Annotated in this window: 15 protein-coding genes and 1 pseudogene; 15 read left to right on the forward strand and 1 reads right to left on the reverse strand. The window is 48.1% G+C overall.

Going from position 1 to position 18,393, the window contains the following annotated elements; genetic code table 11:
- The first annotated feature begins 109 nt into the window (after positions 1-109).
- From dnaK to OS145_RS05135, 9 genes are all read left to right on the forward strand, one after another.
- Positions 110-2,035, forward strand: a complete 1,926-nt coding sequence (gene dnaK, locus OS145_RS05095) for a molecular chaperone DnaK (RefSeq protein ID WP_006955152.1) — start codon at positions 110-112, stop codon at positions 2,033-2,035.
- A 101-nt stretch (positions 2,036-2,136) separates the two neighbouring features.
- Entirely contained in the window at positions 2,137-3,285 is a 1,149-nt protein-coding gene (gene dnaJ / locus OS145_RS05100; protein WP_006955153.1) for a molecular chaperone DnaJ, read from the forward strand.
- A gap of 50 nt (positions 3,286-3,335) precedes the next feature.
- On the forward strand, positions 3,336-4,151 hold the full coding sequence (locus OS145_RS05105) for a M48 family metallopeptidase (protein ID WP_006955154.1): 816 nt from the start codon (positions 3,336-3,338) through the stop codon (positions 4,149-4,151).
- Between the two features lie 124 nt (positions 4,152-4,275).
- Entirely contained in the window at positions 4,276-5,514 is a 1,239-nt protein-coding gene (locus tag OS145_RS05110; protein ID WP_006955155.1) for a dicarboxylate/amino acid:cation symporter, read from the forward strand.
- Positions 5,511-6,299: a 4-hydroxy-tetrahydrodipicolinate reductase gene (gene dapB / locus OS145_RS05115; protein ID WP_006955156.1), complete on the forward strand. Its 789-nt coding sequence runs from the start codon at positions 5,511-5,513 to the stop codon at positions 6,297-6,299. The genes OS145_RS05110 and dapB overlap by 4 nt, the downstream gene beginning before the upstream one ends.
- Positions 6,300-6,463: 164 nt before the next feature.
- The gene (carA, locus tag OS145_RS05120; protein WP_006955157.1) at positions 6,464-7,609 is read left to right on the forward strand and encodes a glutamine-hydrolyzing carbamoyl-phosphate synthase small subunit; all 1,146 of its coding nucleotides are present in this window, start codon (positions 6,464-6,466) and stop codon (positions 7,607-7,609) included.
- Positions 7,610-7,638: 29 nt separating this feature from the next.
- The gene (gene carB, locus OS145_RS05125; RefSeq protein ID WP_006955158.1) at positions 7,639-10,863 is read left to right on the forward strand and encodes a carbamoyl-phosphate synthase large subunit; all 3,225 of its coding nucleotides are present in this window, start codon (positions 7,639-7,641) and stop codon (positions 10,861-10,863) included.
- Positions 10,860-11,336: a transcription elongation factor GreA gene (greA, locus tag OS145_RS05130; protein WP_006955159.1), complete on the forward strand. Its 477-nt coding sequence runs from the start codon at positions 10,860-10,862 to the stop codon at positions 11,334-11,336. Before carB ends, greA begins: the two co-directional genes overlap by 4 nt.
- A gap of 129 nt (positions 11,337-11,465) precedes the next feature.
- Positions 11,466-11,987, forward strand: coding sequence for a hypothetical protein (locus OS145_RS05135; RefSeq protein ID WP_006955160.1), 522 nt, complete (start codon positions 11,466-11,468; stop codon positions 11,985-11,987).
- Here the strand turns inward: OS145_RS05135 and yhbY are convergent.
- On the reverse strand, positions 11,984-12,280 hold the full coding sequence (yhbY, locus tag OS145_RS05140; RefSeq protein WP_006955161.1) for a ribosome assembly RNA-binding protein YhbY: 297 nt from the start codon (positions 12,278-12,280) through the stop codon (positions 11,984-11,986). The two genes, OS145_RS05135 and yhbY, sit on opposite strands and share 4 nt — an antisense overlap.
- Before the next feature lie 96 nt (positions 12,281-12,376).
- Here yhbY and rlmE point away from each other — a divergent pair, with 96 nt between their 5' ends.
- From rlmE to secG, 6 genes and pseudogenes are all read left to right on the forward strand, one after another.
- Entirely contained in the window at positions 12,377-13,003 is a 627-nt protein-coding gene (rlmE, locus tag OS145_RS05145) for a 23S rRNA (uridine(2552)-2'-O)-methyltransferase RlmE (RefSeq protein WP_006955162.1), read from the forward strand.
- 50 nt (positions 13,004-13,053) lie between these two features.
- Positions 13,054-14,988, forward strand: a complete 1,935-nt coding sequence (gene ftsH / locus OS145_RS05150) for an ATP-dependent zinc metalloprotease FtsH (RefSeq protein WP_207328206.1) — start codon at positions 13,054-13,056, stop codon at positions 14,986-14,988.
- A gap of 94 nt (positions 14,989-15,082) precedes the next feature.
- Positions 15,083-15,898 carry a dihydropteroate synthase gene (folP, locus tag OS145_RS05155; protein ID WP_006955164.1) on the forward strand — a complete coding sequence of 272 codons (816 nt, stop codon included), beginning with the start codon at positions 15,083-15,085 and terminating at the stop codon, positions 15,896-15,898.
- A complete protein-coding gene (glmM, locus tag OS145_RS05160; RefSeq protein WP_006955165.1) occupies positions 15,895-17,235 on the forward strand; it encodes a phosphoglucosamine mutase in 1,341 nt (446 codons plus the stop codon). The genes folP and glmM overlap by 4 nt, the downstream gene beginning before the upstream one ends.
- Before the next feature lie 86 nt (positions 17,236-17,321).
- Positions 17,322-18,080, forward strand: a complete 759-nt coding sequence (tpiA, locus tag OS145_RS05165) for a triose-phosphate isomerase (protein WP_006955166.1) — start codon at positions 17,322-17,324, stop codon at positions 18,078-18,080.
- 5 nt (positions 18,081-18,085) lie between these two features.
- A pseudogene (gene secG / locus OS145_RS05170) lies at positions 18,086-18,393 on the forward strand (preprotein translocase subunit SecG); the annotation flags it as partial.

Raw genomic sequence — 18,393 nt, forward strand, 5'->3', positions numbered from 1 at the left:
ATGTTTTAGGGCTTGTAATTTTAGATACAGCCCCCAAATAACAGTTATCGAAATCATTAACGCTCAAACCAGAGCGGTTTGAACAGAATAGAAGTAGTGGAGATTAATTATGGGTAAAATCATCGGCATTGACTTGGGTACAACAAACTCATGTGTCGCGGTTTTAGACGGCGGCAAACCTCGTGTTATTGAAAACGGTGAAGGGGATCGTACAACCCCATCTGTCGTCGCATTTACCGACGATGGCGAAACTTTGGTAGGCGCACCGGCGAAACGCCAAGCAGTCACCAACCCGAATAAAACCTTGTTTGCTATCAAGCGCCTGATCGGTCGTCGTTTCCAAGATGATGAAGTTCAGCGCGACATTGGTATTATGCCTTATAACATTGTCAAAGCAGACAATGGTGATGCTTGGGTAGAAATCGATGGCGATAAAAAAGCGCCACCGCAAATTTCTGCTGAAGTATTGAAGAAAATGAAGAAAACCGCAGAAGAGTTTTTAGGTGAGAAAGTCACCGAAGCGGTTATCACTGTACCTGCATACTTTAACGATGCTCAGCGTCAGGCAACAAAAGATGCTGGTAAAATCGCGGGCTTAGAAGTTAAGCGTATCATCAACGAGCCAACCGCAGCTGCACTGGCTTACGGCATGGATAAGAAGTCCGGCGACAACGTTATCGCTGTTTATGACTTAGGTGGTGGTACGTTCGATATCTCGATCATCGAAATCGACGAAGTTGAAGGCGAGCATACTTTCGAAGTATTAGCGACTAATGGTGATACACACTTGGGTGGTGAAGACTTTGATAACCGCTTGATCAACTATCTGGTTGAACAGTTTGAGAAAGATCAAGGTATCGATTTACGCAAAGATCCGTTAGCGATGCAGCGTCTGAAAGAAGCCGCTGAAAAAGCGAAAATCGAGTTGTCTTCTGCGCAACAAACGGAAGTCAACTTGCCATACATCACAGCTGATAACACTGGTCCTAAGCACTTAGCGATTAAAGTAACACGCGCTAAATTAGAATCGTTGGTTGAAGACTTGATTAAGAAGTCACTTGAGCCATTGAAGCAAGCACTGGCTGATGCTGATATGTCAGTGAGCGATGTTAAAGACATCATCATGGTCGGTGGTCAAACACGTATGCCTAAGGTTCAACAGGCCGTGACTGACTTCTTTGGCAAAGAGCCACGCCGTGACGTCAACCCAGATGAAGCCGTAGCACTAGGTGCAGCTGTTCAAGCCGGTGTTTTACAAGGCGATGTGAAAGACGTATTGCTGCTTGACGTTTGTCCGCTGTCATTAGGTATCGAAACCATGGGCGGCGTAATGACCAAGTTGATCGAGAAAAACACCACGATTCCAACAAAAGAATCGCAAACATTCTCGACCGCAGAAGACAATCAGTCAGCTGTAACGATTCATGTATTGCAGGGTGAACGTAAACGCTCAAGCGATAACAAATCGCTAGGTCAGTTTAACCTCGAAGGTATTCGTGCAGCGGCGCGCGGTGTACCGCAAATCGAAGTGACCTTTGACATTGACGCTGACGGTATCTTACATGTGTCGGCGAAAGATAAAGACACCGGTAAAGAGCAGAAGATCACCATCAAAGCTTCATCGGGTCTTGATGAGGATGAAGTCGAAAAAATGGTTAAAGACGCGGAAGCACACGCTGAAGACGACAAAAAGTTTGAAGAGTTAGTGCAAGCGCGTAACCAAGCGGACGGTTTAGTGCACGCAACGCGTAATCAGTTGAAAGAAGTCGGCGAAGCCTTGTCAGAAGATGATAAGAAAGCCATCGAAACCGCCTGCGACGAACTTGAGCAAGCTTCTAAAGACGGCGACAAAGACGCTATCGAAGCGAAGTCTCAAGCGTTGATGGAAGCTTCACAAAAACTGATGGAAGCTGCTCAGCAACAGCAAGCACAACAAGGTGGTGCAGAAGCCGGTGCAGAGCAAGCACAATCATCTAAAGATGATGACGTTGTTGACGCTGAATTTGAGGAAGTGAAAGACGACGATAAGAAGTAAGCTTAATTAGGCAACTTCGATATCAACACGGGTGTTGCCGAAAGGTAATGCCCGTGTATTTATTTTAGACAGGTGTAAAATCACAACAGAAGATTACGGTTATGGCGCAGGATTATTATCAGATTTTAGGTGTCGGCAAAGACGCCAATGAGAGAGATATTAAGAAAGCCTACAAGCGGATGGCGATGAAGTACCACCCAGACCGCACGAAAGGTGATAAAGAGTTAGAAGCCAAGTTTAAGGAAATTAAACAGGCCTACGAAGTGTTGTCGGATCCACAAAAACGCCAGATGTATGATCAATATGGGCACGAAGCGTTTCAACAAGCTCGCCAAGGTGGCGGAGCGGGCTCCGGTGGTTTCGGTGGCGGTGGTGCCGATTTTGCTGATATCTTTGGCGATGTATTCGGTGATATTTTTGGTGGCGGTCGTCGTCAGCAAGCGCGTCCTCAGCGCGGTGCGGACTTACGTTACAATCTAGAAATGTCGCTAGAAGACGCGGTGAAAGGTAAAGAAGTTGAATTGCAAATTCCGACCATGGTGGAATGTGAGGATTGCGACGGCTCAGGTGCGAAAAAAGGCACACGACCAGAAACCTGTAGTCACTGTCACGGTTCCGGTCAAATTCAAATGCGTCAGGGCTTCTTTGCTGTGCAGCAGGCATGTCCGCATTGCCGTGGTACGGGGTCTATCATCAAAGATCCATGTAATACTTGCCACGGTCAGGGCCGCGTTGAAAAAACCAAAAAACTATCGGTTAAAATTCCAGCAGGCGTAGATACCGGTGATCGTATTCGTTTAGCGAACGAAGGTGAGGCGGGAGAAAAAGGCGCGCCAGCAGGCGACTTGTATGTTCAGGTGCATGTGCGTGAACACCCTATCTTTGCGCGTGACGGCAACAATTTATACTGCGAAGTTCCAGTGAGCTTTACCAAGGCAGCGCTCGGTGGCGAAATTGAGGTACCGACGCTAGAAGGTAAAGTCAAATTGAAGGTGCCAAAAGAGACTCAAACGGGCAAACATTTCCGCTTACGTGGCAAAGGCGTTAAGTCAGTCCGTACGGGTGCTGTCGGCGACCTGATATGTAAAGTGGTCATCGAAACGCCGGTGAACTTATCATCGCGTCAACGCGAATTACTCGAGGAACTTGAGAGTTCGATGGGGCACGGCGACGAAGCGGCTAAGTTCAGACCCAAGGAAAAAGGCTTCTTTGACGGTGTTAAACAATTTTTTGATGACTTGCGTAGCTAAGACTAATATCGTTAGTACGAAGTCATTATTGTTTGCCTAAAGGAGGCATTATGCGGGCTTGGAAAATAGCGGCGTTGACGCTGGCGACTGTGACAGTAGTCAGTTGCTCAAAGTCGCCAACAGGACGTTCTCAGTTAGCTTTTTTACCCGAGGGTCAATTGAATCAAATGGGTGAGCAGTCTTATGAACAGATGAAAGCTGAAACGCCGATTAGTGACGATCCCGCGATTAATGCGTACGTCCAATGCGTAAGTCACGCACTGATTGACGTGTTACCTGAACCTTATAGCAAGGCGGATTGGGAAATCACTGTATTTGATCAAGACACGGTGAATGCTTTTGCCTTGCCAGGAAACAATATCGGTGTTTACCGCGGTTTACTGGATGTTGCAGAAAACCAACACCAGTTGGCTGCCGTGATTGGTCACGAGATTGGCCACGTGATCGCGCAACATAGCAATGAGCGTGTATCAAGCAACATGGCAGTCGGCGCGGGGCTTCAAATTGGTGCAATTTTTGCCAATAAGGAGCTAGAGAGCGATACTGCGGCGCTATTGATGAGTGCCTTAGGTGTGGGAGCGCAAGTCGGTATTTTGTTACCGTATAGTCGTACTCACGAGTCTGAAGCAGACCAGTTGGGTCTCGACTACATGGCTGATGCCGGGTTTAAGCCTATTGAAGCCGCTGACTTGTGGCGCAATATGGCGAAGCAGTCGAAAGGCGCTCCGCCAGAATTACTATCAACGCACCCATCACCGCAAACGCGTATTGATGCCATAGAAGACTACGCACCAAGCTTGAGTGCGCGAGTACAACAAGCCCATCAACAAGGACGCAATCCTTCTTGTGAGCGACCTTCCTCGTGATTAATAAGACCAAGCCAAATTTTCGTTGGCTTGGTCTTTTAGTTATATGCTAGTCAAAAATTTTCTTTCGGCGACCGATTGATTGACGCTAAATTATCCGCATTTTTCTCGATGTGGACATTCTATGTTTAGATTCTGGTTTAATATTCCCTTCTGGCAACGCGTACTGGGTGCATTTGTTTTAGGTGCGCTGGTAGGTGCTCTGTTCCCCGAAGCGGGACAAGCACTTAAGCCGTTGGGCGACCTGTTTATTCGCGCAATAAAAATGTTGGTGGCGCCGCTTATCTTTTGTGCCATTGTCAGTGCAATTACCGATTTAAACGATGGCCAAAAGCTAGGGCGCTTAGGAGCTAAAACGATTGGTATGTTCATGCTGACAGCCATTATCGCCAGTGCTATCGGCTTGACGCTGGGGACGCTTATCGATATGAGCCCGGCTCAGACTCTCACCGCAACAGAACAAACCGAAAAGGTCATTCCGAGCGTCTCACAAGTGCTACTTAACTTTGTGCCAACTAATCCATTCGCTGCGCTCAGTGAAGGCAATGTACTTCAAATAGTTGTCTTTGCCGCGATTATCGGTGTTGCTATACAGAAACTGGGCGAACCTGCTGAACCGGTACGTCGAGTGATTAAATCGGGCGCAGAGGTGATGTATCAGGTCACTCGCATGGTCTTGCAACTTACACCGCTTGGCGTTTTAGGCTTAATGGCATGGGTGATCGGTGAATACGGCATTGCAAGTTTATTGCCTTTGGCCAAATTCGTGGGCGTGATCTATTTAGCAGTGCTGATCCACATTGTGGTGGTTTACGGTGGCTTTGTCCGTACCATGGGGGGCATGAGTGCTTGGCAATTTTTCCGAGCCGTGTTTGATGCACAAGTCGTTGCCTTTACGACCTGCAGTTCATTTGGTTCCTTGCCAGCGGCACACCGTGCGGTCACTGAACGTTTGGGTGTATCGAAGGATTACGCGAGTTTTGTGTTGCCGCTTGGGGCGACTATCAATATGGACGGTTGTGGCGGAATTTATCCCGCCGTGGCAAGCATTTTTATTGCTAATCTGTACGGCATTCCACTCGATTGGATGGACTATGGCTTGATCATGATGACAGCGACCCTAGCGTCGGTTGGAACGGCAGGGGTGCCGGGTACTGCATTAGTGATGTTAACGGTGACGTTAAACGCTGTTGGCTTACCGCTCGAAGGAATCGCTTTTATTGCCGCAATTGACCGTATCATAGACATGGCGCGCACCATGACCAATGTCACTGGTGACATGATGGTGGCACGCGTAGTTGCGCGTAGCGAAAACTTATTGCAGGATAACAACCTTTATCAGGAAGCACGAGAAAGCGCATGAAATTAGGTGTATTGGGCGCCAGTGGGCGTATGGGCCAACAAATTATTGAGTATGCCGAGGCTTACGGCTTTGATGTGTCACATGCGTTCGTCAGTAAGCAGAGTCGTTCGCTCGGTAAGCCCATTGGGCAAACTCACTATCATCATGTGTCAGAGGTGAATGATGCACCCGATGTATTAATTGACTTTAGCTTACCCAACGCGCTGGAAGAAAACTTAGCTTATGCACAAAACCATCAGTGTCCGATTGTGGTCTGCACTACCGGGCTCGATGCCGCGCAACAGCAACTACTTCAGGACACGGCGCAAAAAGTAGCCACTCTACATGCGCGTAACACCAGCTTGGGTGTGGCACTGATGGAGCAGCTAACGCGCATCGCAGCAGGCGCGTTTAAAGACGCAGATATCGAAATTTTCGAAGCGCACCATCGACATAAAAAGGATGGGCCATCAGGCACTGCTTTAGCGCTCGGCGAGGCCGCTGCGATGGGCAGAAAGGTAACATTTGAGACCGTTAACGATGGTATTCGTGGCGATGGCTTACGTAGTGACGATGGCATTGGGTTTAGCGTATTGCGTGCCGCCGATATCGTCGGCGAGCATCAAGTTTGGCTGGCACAGGCCGGTGAGCGTATCGAACTCTCACATCGCGTGAGTGATCGTCGCATCTTTGCTGAAGGTGCATTGCGCGCGGCAAAATGGCTGACGGCTCAGGCGCCGGGTGAGTGCTATCAAATGGCCGATGTGCTGGACTTAAAAAAGCAACTGGCGCAACTATTGGATTAAAAACAGCGCTGGACGCTGCGTAAAAAAACACGTACAATACGGTCAATTTGCCTGATGTTAGTCATCTGCTAATTTCAGTGAGCAAAGAACGCGCGGTAAGGACCTTAAACGGGGAAGTCAACTTTGTATTGATTCACCCGTTTTTTTATGTACGGAGGTTGCCCTTGAGTATTTTAGCGAGTCAATCCGCTAACCGAGCCATACTGGTGTTAGCCGACGGCACCATCTTTCATGGCACAGCGATTGGAGCCGAAGGCTCCGCTGTTGGAGAAGTCGTCTTTAATACAGCCATGACAGGCTACCAAGAAATTCTAACTGACCCCTCATACACTGAACAACTCGTCACCCTGACATACCCCCACATTGGCAATACTGGCACCAACAACGAAGATGAAGAATCCCCCGAAGTTTGGGCGAAAGGCTTGATTATTCGTGATAACGCCTTGAAAGCGAGTAGCTTTCGCAAGCAAGAGACGTTGACAGAATATCTGCAACGTCAGAATGTGGTTGGAATCGCTGATATTGATACACGTAAGCTGACGCGGATTTTGCGCGAAAAAGGTGCGCAGAATGGGTGTATCATGGCGGGACCGATTGACGAAGACAAAGCACTTCAGTTAGCTCGCGAATTTCCTGGGCTGAAAGGAATGGATCTCGCTAAGGTTGTCTCCTGTGAGGAAACTCACGCTTGGAGCGAGGGCAGTTGGCAGCTTGGCGAAGGACATACCTCACCTGCGCAAGACAAATTCCATGTCGTTGCATACGACTATGGTTGCAAACAGAATATTCTGCGACTGCTCGCGGATCGCGGCTGCCGCATCACGGTGGTGCCAGCTCAAACTTCAGCCGATGAGGTGATGGCGTTAAATCCGGATGGCGTATTTTTATCTAACGGACCGGGTGATCCTGAGCCGTGCGATTACGCAATCGACGCTATTAAAGCGTTATTAGAAAAAGACATCCCTATCTTTGGTATCTGTTTGGGCCATCAGTTGTTAGGCATTGCCAGTGGCGCAAAATCGACCAAAATGAAATTTGGCCATCACGGTGCAAACCATCCAGTACAAGACGTTCGCACTAAACGTGTGATGATTACCAGTCAAAATCATGGTTTTGCGATAGACGAGACGAGCTTGCCGGATAATATTGAGGTGACTCACGTGTCATTGTTTGATGGCACCTTGCAAGGCATGCGCAGAACCGATAAGCCCGCATTTAGCTTTCAGGGCCACCCTGAAGCGAGTCCAGGTCCACATGACGCTGATGCGCTCTTTGATCACTTTATCGAATTAATGCAAGCTCGCGCTTAAACGGGTGCAGCAAAGGATAGAACGACACTATGCCAAAACGTACTGACATAAAAAGCATTCTGATTCTTGGTGCAGGTCCGATTGTCATTGGTCAAGCCTGTGAGTTTGACTACTCGGGTGCACAAGCATGTAAGGCGCTTCGCGAAGAGGGTTATCGAGTGATTTTGGTGAACTCGAACCCAGCGACTATCATGACTGACCCTGAAATGGCTGACGCCACCTATATTGAGCCTATTCACTGGGAAGTGGTCGAAAAAATTATCGAGCGCGAACGCCCCGATGCGATTTTGCCAACCATGGGCGGTCAAACTGCACTTAACTGTGCGCTTGATCTTGATCGTCATGGTGTATTAGACCGCTTTAAAGTCGAAATGATTGGCGCCAATGCCGATGCTATCGACAAGGCGGAAAACCGCGACCGCTTCGATAAAGCGATGAAAAAAATCGGTTTAGAGACGCCGAATGCTGAAATGGCACATAGCATGGAAGAAGCCTTTGACGTACTTGACCGTCTTGGCTTCCCATGCATTATCCGTCCCTCGTTTACCATGGGCGGCAGCGGCGGTGGTATCGCCTACAACCGTGAAGAGTTCGAGGAGATCTGTCGACGGGGTCTCGATTTGTCACCGACCAACGAGTTACTGATTGATGAATCGCTGTTAGGTTGGAAAGAATACGAAATGGAAGTGGTCCGTGATAAAAGCGACAACTGCATTATCGTATGTACCATTGAAAACTTTGATCCAATGGGTATCCATACCGGTGATTCGATCACCGTTGCACCGGCTCAAACATTGACTGACAAAGAGTTTCAGTTGATGCGTGATGCAGCAATGGCGGTATTGCGTGAGATCGGTGTTGAGACAGGTGGCTCAAACGTACAATTTGGCTTGAATCCTGATACCGGCCGCATGGTGATCATTGAAATGAATCCACGCGTGTCGCGTTCGTCAGCGCTCGCCTCGAAAGCAACAGGCTTCCCAATTGCGAAAGTTGCCGCCAAGCTTGCGGTGGGCTATACGCTGGATGAACTCGAGAACGAAATTACGGGCGGTGTGACGCCTGCATCGTTTGAACCGGCGTTAGATTACGTTGTGACTAAGATCCCTCGTTTTAACTTTGAGAAGTTCGCTAACTGTAACGATCGCTTAACCACTCAGATGAAATCGGTGGGTGAGGTGATGGCGATTGGTCGTAACTTCCAAGAATCGATGCAAAAAGCATTGCGCGGCCTCGAACTGGGCGCCAATGGCTTTGATAGTATGGTCGATTTAAGCAGCGATGAAGCGCGCGGCAAAGTGATTCGTGAGCTGAAAGAGCCGGGTGCGGAGCGAATTTGGTACATTGGTGATGCATTCCGCTTAGGCATGACCGTGCGCGAAGTGTTTGAATTAACGCGTATTGATGAATGGTATCTGATTCAGATTGAAGAGCTTATCAAGCTTGAAGAAGAACTGGATGCATTGGGACTCGCAGGCATGAATGAACATGTTATGCGGGCACTTAAACGTCGAGGCTTCTCTGATGAACGTATTGCTGATGTACTGCATGTCAGCGAGTCAGAAGTGCGTAAGCGTCGCCATAAGTTAGGGATTCATCCGGTTTATAAACGGGTTGACACCTGCGCTGCTGAGTTTGCCTCTAGCACTGCCTATATGTATTCAAGCTATGATGAAGAATGCGAAGCCGATGTGTCTGATCGCGACAAAATCATGGTGATTGGCGGCGGTCCGAATCGCATTGGTCAAGGTATCGAATTTGATTACTGCTGTGTTCATGCGGCCTTAGCATTACGTGAAGATGGTTACGAAACCATCATGGTTAACTGTAACCCAGAAACCGTATCAACTGATTATGACACTTCTGACCGGTTATACTTTGAGCCGATCACCTTAGAAGACGTGTTGGAGATCGTGCGTATCGAACAGCCTAAAGGTGTCATCGTGCAATATGGCGGTCAGACGCCGCTTAAACTCGCACGTGCGCTTGAGGCCAACGGCGTGCCTATTATTGGTACTTCACCGGATGCGATTGACCGCTCGGAAGACCGTGAGCGATTCCAGGCGGCGGTAAACCGTTTGAAGCTGAAGCAACCAGAAAACTCGACGGTTACCGGTATTTCAGAAGCGTTGACTGAAGCCAAACGTATTGGTTATCCGCTTGTTGTGCGCCCGTCGTACGTATTGGGTGGTCGAGCGATGGAAATTGTTTACGACGAGCAAGACTTGACGCGTTATTTAACGGATGCCGTAAAGGTATCGAATGATGCGCCTGTGTTACTCGATAGGTTCCTCGATAACGCCATCGAAGTGGACGTGGATGCAATTTGTGACGGTGAAGACGTGTTGATTGGTGGTATCATGCAACACATCGAGGAAGCCGGCGTGCATTCAGGCGATTCGGCGTGCTCGTTACCTCCGTACTCGTTAAGCGATATTATTCAAGCACAGTTACGCGAACAAATTCGTAAGCTTGCGTTTGAATTAAACGTTAAGGGCTTAATGAACGCCCAGTTTGCGGTAAAAGACGATGAAATTTACCTCATTGAAGTGAACCCTCGCGCAGCACGAACCGTACCTTTTGTTTCGAAGGCGACGGGTGTTCCGCTTGCCAAAGTCGCGGCTCGTGTAATGGTGGGTCAGTCGTTAAAAGAACAAGGTTACACAAGCGAAGTCATTCCACCTTATTATTCAGTAAAGGAAGTGGTCATTCCTTTTGCTAAGTTCCAAGGTGTTGACCCGATTCGTGGACCAGAAATGCGCTCTACCGGTGAGGTAATGGGGGTGGGTGAAAGCTTTGAAGAAGCTTATGCCAAAGCCAACCTCGGCGCCGGTGCTGCGCTCGCGAAAAAAGGAAAGGCACTTATTTCTGTTCGTGACAGCGACAAGCGTCGACTGATGGATCTTGCGCGTGGCTTGCTGGCGCTTGGGTTTAAATTGGAAGCGACCCGCGGTACTGCTAAAATGTTAGCAGAAGAGGGTATCGACTGCACGGTAGTTAACAAACTACAGGAAGGTCGTCCGAATATTGTGGATGCGATCAAAAACGGTGAGTATAGTTATATCATTAACACCGTAGAAGGTCGTCAAGCCATCGAAGATTCGGTTTATATCCGTCGCGAGGCATTGTTAAACAAAGTAATTTATACCACTACACTTAACGCGGCGTTTGCGACAGTGAAAGCCAATACGGCGGACGATCGCGCGCGCGTGAGCTCGGTGCAGGAATTACACAAAAGGGTTGCATTAGTATGAACCAGATTCCAATGACGGAACGTGGCGCAGAGCAACTGCGTCAAGAATTGAAACGATTAAAAACCGAAGATCGTCCTCGTATTGTTGAGGCGATCGCTGATGCGCGTGAGCATGGAGATCTCAAGGAAAATGCTGAGTATCATGCAGCGCGCGAACAACAGGGCTTTTGTGAAGGCCGTATTCAAGAAATCGAGTCGAAATTATCGAACGCACAAATTATCGATGTAACGAAAGTGCCTAATAACGGTAAAGTCATTTTTGGCTCCACTGTGACAGTGTATAACACTAAAACAGATGAGGAAGTGACCTACCAAATCGTCGGTGACGATGAGGCGGATATTAAGTCTAATCTGATTTCTGTCAACTCGCCGATAGCGCGTGCGCTGATTGGTAAAGAAATTGATGACATTGCGACGGTAACCACACCGAATGGTGAGGTTGAGTACGAGGTCGTGGAAGTTAAATATATTTAATCGCTTACATCGACCTCTAGCAAAAACCCAGTTTTTTAAAACTGGGTTTTTTTATGCTTAAAACTTGCAAAACAGTTTGTTTTTTTAGAAAGTATTACTGTTGTGTTAATAGCATGTAAAGGAGGTTTCATGGAAAGAAACGCAGTATTTGCCCCAAATTACGCGTGGGGTGAGCCTACCATCAGGGAGTTAATGGAACGTCTTAAACCGGTTGCCAAAGTGCAAACGATAAAAGGCGTCGTCGAGTGGCTCGGAGTCAGCTATCATGACTATAAAAATTGGCGTTACCGACAAGTCATTCCTTATAAATTACTCATTACCAAATTAATGAGTGAAGGGCTATCGGTCGATTGGCTTTTCGCGCCTGGTGTTAAGCTTATGTATCCTAAATCAACACCTGAACTTGCAGAGAGCTTAAGTTCCTTAACTTGTGAACAAGACTATCGCTTTTACTGGAAAGCGATGCAGATGGTTGAGCCGACTCTTAAGAAACATCAGTTGGACAACTCTGAAGCACATCGCAATGAACTGCTGAATGTTTACTTTTTAGCACAAGAGGGATGGATTAAGACTGAAGTAGCGATGGGCTGTGTGGCGCGGGCTATGAGACGTGTCTCAAACCCTATGACGCCACAATACAGCTGCGGTTAAGCTCTTGGTAATCGCATACGAGGTTCTTTAGCTGGACGGAACAAGATTTGTGTTTTACCGATGACCTGAACTTGTTCCGCACCTGTTTCACGCACAATGGCAGCCATCATTTGTTGGCGTAGCTCACGGTCTTCTTCTGGCACTTTTACCTTGATGAGCTCATGATCTTCCAACGCTTGCTCAATTTCGGCAATCACGCCTTCAGTAAGCCCATTTGCACCGAGTAAAACCACCGGTTTGAGCGGGTGCGCTTCGCCTTTTAAAAACTGTTTTTGCTTATTAGTTAACGACATACGATAATAATCCTGTAATTTGAGCTTGAATTACGGTTATTGTAACGCCATCTAATGGGTACACGCTAGTTTAATCAGACAGTCTGGATAGTATTAATGGGTAAAAAGCGCAGCGTCAGCAGCCAACGTTGGTTAAAAGAACATTTTGATGATCCGTTTGTGCAAAAAGCGCAAAAACGCGGATTGCGGTCACGTGCCGTATTTAAGATAGAAGAAATTCAACAGCGTGATAAATTAATAAAAAAAGGGCAAACTGTTGTTGATTTGGGCGCAGCGCCTGGAGGCTGGTCGCAATATGTTGCAGACTACTTCAATGGCGATGGTCAGGTAATCGCGTGCGATATTTTATCGATGGACCCAATCGCTGGCGTCGATTTTCTGCAGGGTGACTTTCGCGAACAGGCAGTTTTAGACGCGTTGTTGAGCCGAATTGGCGGTAAAAACGTAGATGTAGTGTTGTCCGATATGGCCCCTAATATGAGTGGTAATGACAACGTCGACCAGCCCCGTGCAATGTATCTTGTTGAGCTGGCGTTGGACATGTGTCACCAAGTACTGAAACCTGGCGGCAGCTTTGCTGTCAAAGTGTTTCATGGACAAGGGTTCGAAGAGTTTTTAAAAGATGTTAGAGCGGCATTTAAGACGGTAAAGACGCGAAAGCCAAGTTCGTCTCGATCACGTTCGCGAGAGGTATACTTGGTAGCGACAGACTACAAGTTGTAGTACCCTGACATCAACGATTGATTATTTAAATACACTAGAGGTAATAGGCTTTGAGCGATATGGCAAAAAATCTCATCTTGTGGCTCGTCATAGCCGTTGTGTTGATGAGCGTTTTTCAGAGCTTTAGCCCTGGCGAAAACGCTGGGTCTCGCATGGCGTATAGCGAGTTTCTAAAGCAAGTGGACAACGGCAATGTGCGACGCGCCGATTTTGGTGAAGATGGTCGCACCATCACGGTGATGACACGAAATGGCCAGTCGTATAAGACAGTCATTCCGACGCAATCCGATCCGAAGATCGTTGATCAATTGGCGAATAAAAATGTTGAGTTCTCGGGAACGCCACCGGAAGAACCTAGCATTCTCACGTCAATTTTCATTTCTTGGTTCCCGATGTTGCTCTTAATCGGTGTGTGGATATTCTTCATGCGACAAATGCAGGGCGGCGGTGGTCGCGGTGCAATGTCGTTTGGCAAGAGTAAAGCACGCTTAATGAGCGAAGATCAGACTAAAACCACGTTTCGCGATGTGGCGGGTTGTGATGAAGCTAAAGAGGAAGTCACCGAACTGGTCGACTATCTTAAGGATCCTTCTAAATTCCAACGCTTGGGCGGTAAAATACCAAAAGGCGTGTTAATGGTCGGTCCGCCGGGTACAGGTAAAACGTTGCTTGCTAAAGCTATTTCAGGCGAAGCAAAAGTGCCTTTCTTTAGCATTTCTGGCTCTGACTTTGTTGAAATGTTTGTCGGTGTCGGTGCTTCTCGTGTACGCGATATGTTTGAGCAAGCGAAAAAGTCTGCACCTTGTATTATCTTTATCGACGAGATAGACGCCGTGGGTCGCCAACGTGGCGCCGGTCTTGGCGGCGGTCATGATGAGCGCGAGCAAACGCTAAACCAAATGTTGGTGGAAATGGATGGATTTGAGGGTAACGAAGGTATTATCGTTATCGCTGCAACCAACCGCCCAGACGTACTTGATCCTGCGTTATTGCGTCCAGGTCGTTTTGACCGCCAAGTTGTGGTGGGCTTGCCGGACGTACGCGGACGTGAGCAGATTATAAAAGTACACATGCGTAAAGTTCCGTTGGGCGACGACGTGCGTGCCGATTTGATTGCGCGCGGTACACCTGGGTTCTCGGGCGCTGACCTCGCTAACTTAGTTAACGAAGCTGCGTTATTCGCAGCCCGAGGCAACAAACGTGTCGTCTCAATGGAAGAGTTCGATAAAGCGAAAGATAAGATCATGATGGGTGCCGAACGTCGTTCAATGGTAATGACCGACGATGAAAAGGCGATGACGGCTTATCATGAAGCGGGTCACGCGATCGTGGGTCGTTTAGTGCCTGAGCATGATCCGGTCTATAAGGTATCGATCATTCCAAGGGGCCGTGCATTAGGGGTTACCATGTACTTGCCAGAGCAAGATCGTGTGAGTCATTCTAAGCAACATTTAGAAAGCATGATCTCAAGCTTGTTTGGTGGTCGGTTAGCCGAGCAGATTATCTATGGCGTTGATAAGGTCACGACTGGCGCGTCAAATGATATTGAACGGGCAACAGAAATTGCTCGTAAGATGGTGACGCAGTGGGGCTTGTCAGAAAAAATGGGTCCTTTGCTCTACGCTGAAGACGAAAATGAAGTCTTTTTAGGGCGTCAAGTCACTCAGCATAAACACATGTCTGACGACACCGCGCGCGCGATTGATCAAGAAGTTAAGTCAGTGATTGATCAGAACTATCAACGTGCTAAAACGATATTGGAAGAGAATATTGATATTCTGCACGCTATGAAAGACGCGCTCGTAAAATACGAAACTATCGATGCGGGTCAGATTGACGACTTAATGAATCGTCGTGACGTTCGTCCCCCGAAAGGCTGGGATGATCGCGATGATAATGATAATGGTACCAATGGTGGTACTGCCGAAAAGGCAGGCGAAGAAGAGCGGCCAGATCGTCCTATTAACGTGGACAAACCCGGGTGACGCGACGTCGTAACCAACCATTACTGAAAAGCCACCGATTGGGTGGCTTTTTTTTGTCAAACGTTTGTGTAGTCATGATGTGAGGAACTAGACCATGAGTAAGCTTGCGCGACCGTTGAGTGTCATGGGGATTTTAAATATTACCCCGGATTCATTCAGCGATGGGGGAAACTATAATAATGTTGATGATGCGCTACGGCGTGCAGAAACCATGATACAAGCCGGTGCTACATGGTTAGATATCGGCGGTGAGTCGACTCGTCCCGGCGCGCAAGCTGTCGCTGAAGCAGAAGAACTTGATAGAGTGATTCCGGTGCTTGAGGCGATTAAGCAAAGATTGGACGTGAAGGTATCTGTAGACACCGTTAAACCCGCAGTGATGAGTGCGGCCATCGAAACTGGCGTTGACATGATTAATGACGTGAATGCCTTACGCGAACCTGGAGCGATTGAAGTTGTGGCTGCCAGTGATGTTGAGGTCTGCTTAATGCATATGCAAGGTGAGCCGCGTACCATGCAACATGATCCACGTTATGAAGACGTGATATGTGAAGTAAAAACCTTTCTCGAGGACCGCATACATCAATGCGCCAAGGGAGGTATTGATGGACACCGAATTTGGTTAGACCCAGGGTTTGGGTTTGGTAAGTCACAACGTCACAATTATCAAATGCTACAGCGCTTGCAAGCCTTTCATGAGTTGCGTTGTCCATTACTTATTGGAATGTCACGTAAGTCGATGATCGGACACGTAACGGGGAAAAATGTTAACGAGCGCTTGTCAGGAAGTATCGCAGCCGCCACAATAGCAGCTTATAAAGGCGCACGTATGATCCGTGTGCATGATGTAGCAGAAACCGTTGATGCGATGCGGATTGTGTCAGCGACCCTGGAAGGAGATTTTTTGTGACAGAAAGGAAATATTTTGGTACCGATGGTGTACGTGGGTTGGTTGGAGAACATCCTATTACACCTGAGTTTGCGGTTAAACTTGGTTGGGCTGCCGGTAAAGTGTTGGCGGCAAAGGGAACACGCAAGGTACTCGTGGGTAAGGATACTCGCATCAGCGGCTATATGCTCGAATCGGCACTTGAAGCCGGTTTGTCCGCTGCAGGGGTGAATGTTGACTTTTTAGGTCCCATGCCAACACCGGGTATTGCTTATCTGACCCGCACTTTCCGCGCGGCAGCAGGCATTGTTATCAGTGCATCGCACAATCCATACTATGACAATGGTATTAAATTCTTTGCCGATAACGGTCATAAGCTGCCCGATCAAGTTGAGTTAGATATCGAACATTTGATTGACCAACCCATGGATTGTGTCGCATCCGAACATTTAGGTCGCGCCAATCGTATCAACGACGCGGCGGGCCGATACATTGAGTTTTGTAAAAGTGCATTTCCGAGCCACTTGTCATTAACGGGGATGCACATTGTCGTCGATTGTGCCCACGGCGCGACTTATCATATCGCACCGAACGTGTTTAGAGAGCTTGGTGCCAAAGTCACTGAAGTCGGTACTCGACCCGACGGACTTAATATTAATAAAGAGTGTGGTGCAACTCATCTAGATGCACTACAGCAGGAAGTACTGAAACAGAAAGCACATGTAGGTATAGCGCTCGATGGTGACGGTGATCGTATTATGATGGTCAGCGACAAAGGGCGTATTCTGGATGGCGACGAAATACTCTACGTGCTCATGGTTAACGCACTTCGCTCAGGAACCCTGAAGGGGGGTGTTGTTGGTACTTTGATGAGTAACTTTGCCCTTGAACAGGCGTGCCAATCACTTGATGTTCCCTTTATTCGCGCAAAGGTCGGTGACCGCTACGTTATTGAGCAATTGAAGGCGAACGATTGGGCGTTGGGGGGAGAAAGCTCAGGGCATATTATCAATCGCGATTTCCATACGACAGGCGATGGTATACTCGCCGGCCTGCAAGTACTCGCGGCCATGGTCGCGGAAGACAGTGACATCGAAACATTACTGGACGGGTTTAAAAAGTTACCGCAGACATTAGTGAATGTTCGGTATCCGTCAGGTGCTGACCCGCTTAACAGTCCTCAGGTTAAAGCTGTTGTTGCTGAAGTAGAAACCGCGTTGGCTGGAAAAGGGCGTGTGTTGTTGCGGAAATCGGGCACGGAGCCAGTTATTCGGGTCATGGTGGAAGGCGCTGATACGCGTGCCGTGAAAACGTTTGCACAGCAGATTGCCCAAGAAGTCGAGGCGGCTACAAAATAGGCAGTCAGTGCGCGGGAATGAAATTGGTGCTTGTAACTTTGGTTTGCATCAGCTAATATTCCCGCGCCTTAAAGAGAGGAGCTTAAATGTCTAACGCGTCACTGGTTATTGCCAACTGGAAAATGAACGGTAACCGAGCACTCACTCGCAATATGAGTGAAGTTCTGCGTGACAACCAAGCTGACTTTAAAGGTGTAAATGTGGTCATATGTCCACCGTACACGCTGCTGTCTGAAATGGCAGGGCACATCTATTACGATGATGTCGCGTTAGGTGCGCAGAACGTGAGCGAGTATGAAAGCGGAGCGCATACTGGTGAAGTCTCTGTTGCGATGTTGCAAGAATTAGGCGTCGAGTATGTCTTGCTTGGGCATTCTGAACGTCGCGCCGAGCAACACGAAAGCGACCAATTGGTTGCTGCCAAAGCGGCCACTGTAACCCAAGCTGGGTTGACCGCAGTGATTTGTGTTGGCGAAGATAAAGCACAGCGCGAGGCTGACAATACATGGTCAGTCATCCAAGCTCAGCTCGAAAAGAGTCTGGCTGGATTAAGTGCAAAGCAAATGGCACGTGTTGTGGTAGCTTATGAGCCGATTTGGGCTATTGGTACCGGTGAGACAGCATCGCCCGCGCAGGCACAAGAAGTACATGCAAAAATTCGTGGTTGGTTAGTTGAAAACTACCAACAAGTTGGAGCCAAAACTCCACTTTTATACGGTGGCTCAGTAAAAGCGAATAATGCTGAGTCATTGTTTTCAGAAGCAGATATAAATGGTGGTTTGATTGGTGGCGCAAGCCTAAATGGCGAAGATTTCTGCGCTATCTGTCGAGCAGCCAAGGGATAAAGTTTATGTTTGAAGTATTGATGGTGATGTTTCTCATTGTAGCCATTGTTCTTATTGGCTTCATCATGATACAGCAGGGTAAAGGCGCAGATATGGGCGCCTCATTTGGCTCAGGCGCATCAAACACGGTGTTTGGTTCGTCAGGTTCTGGTAACTTCTTGAGTCGTACCACTGCCATTTTAGCTGTCATATTTTTTGTGTTGGCTCTAGTGCTTGGCAATTTATCAACGTCGGTTTCAGATTCGTCTGAAGATTCTCTGACTTGAGCGCACCTGAGCAGCAAACGCCACCTGTTGAAGACAGATGGCCAACA

The organism is Idiomarina baltica OS145 (genome assembly GCF_000152885.1).
Classification (GTDB): domain Bacteria; phylum Pseudomonadota; class Gammaproteobacteria; order Enterobacterales; family Alteromonadaceae; genus Idiomarina; species Idiomarina baltica.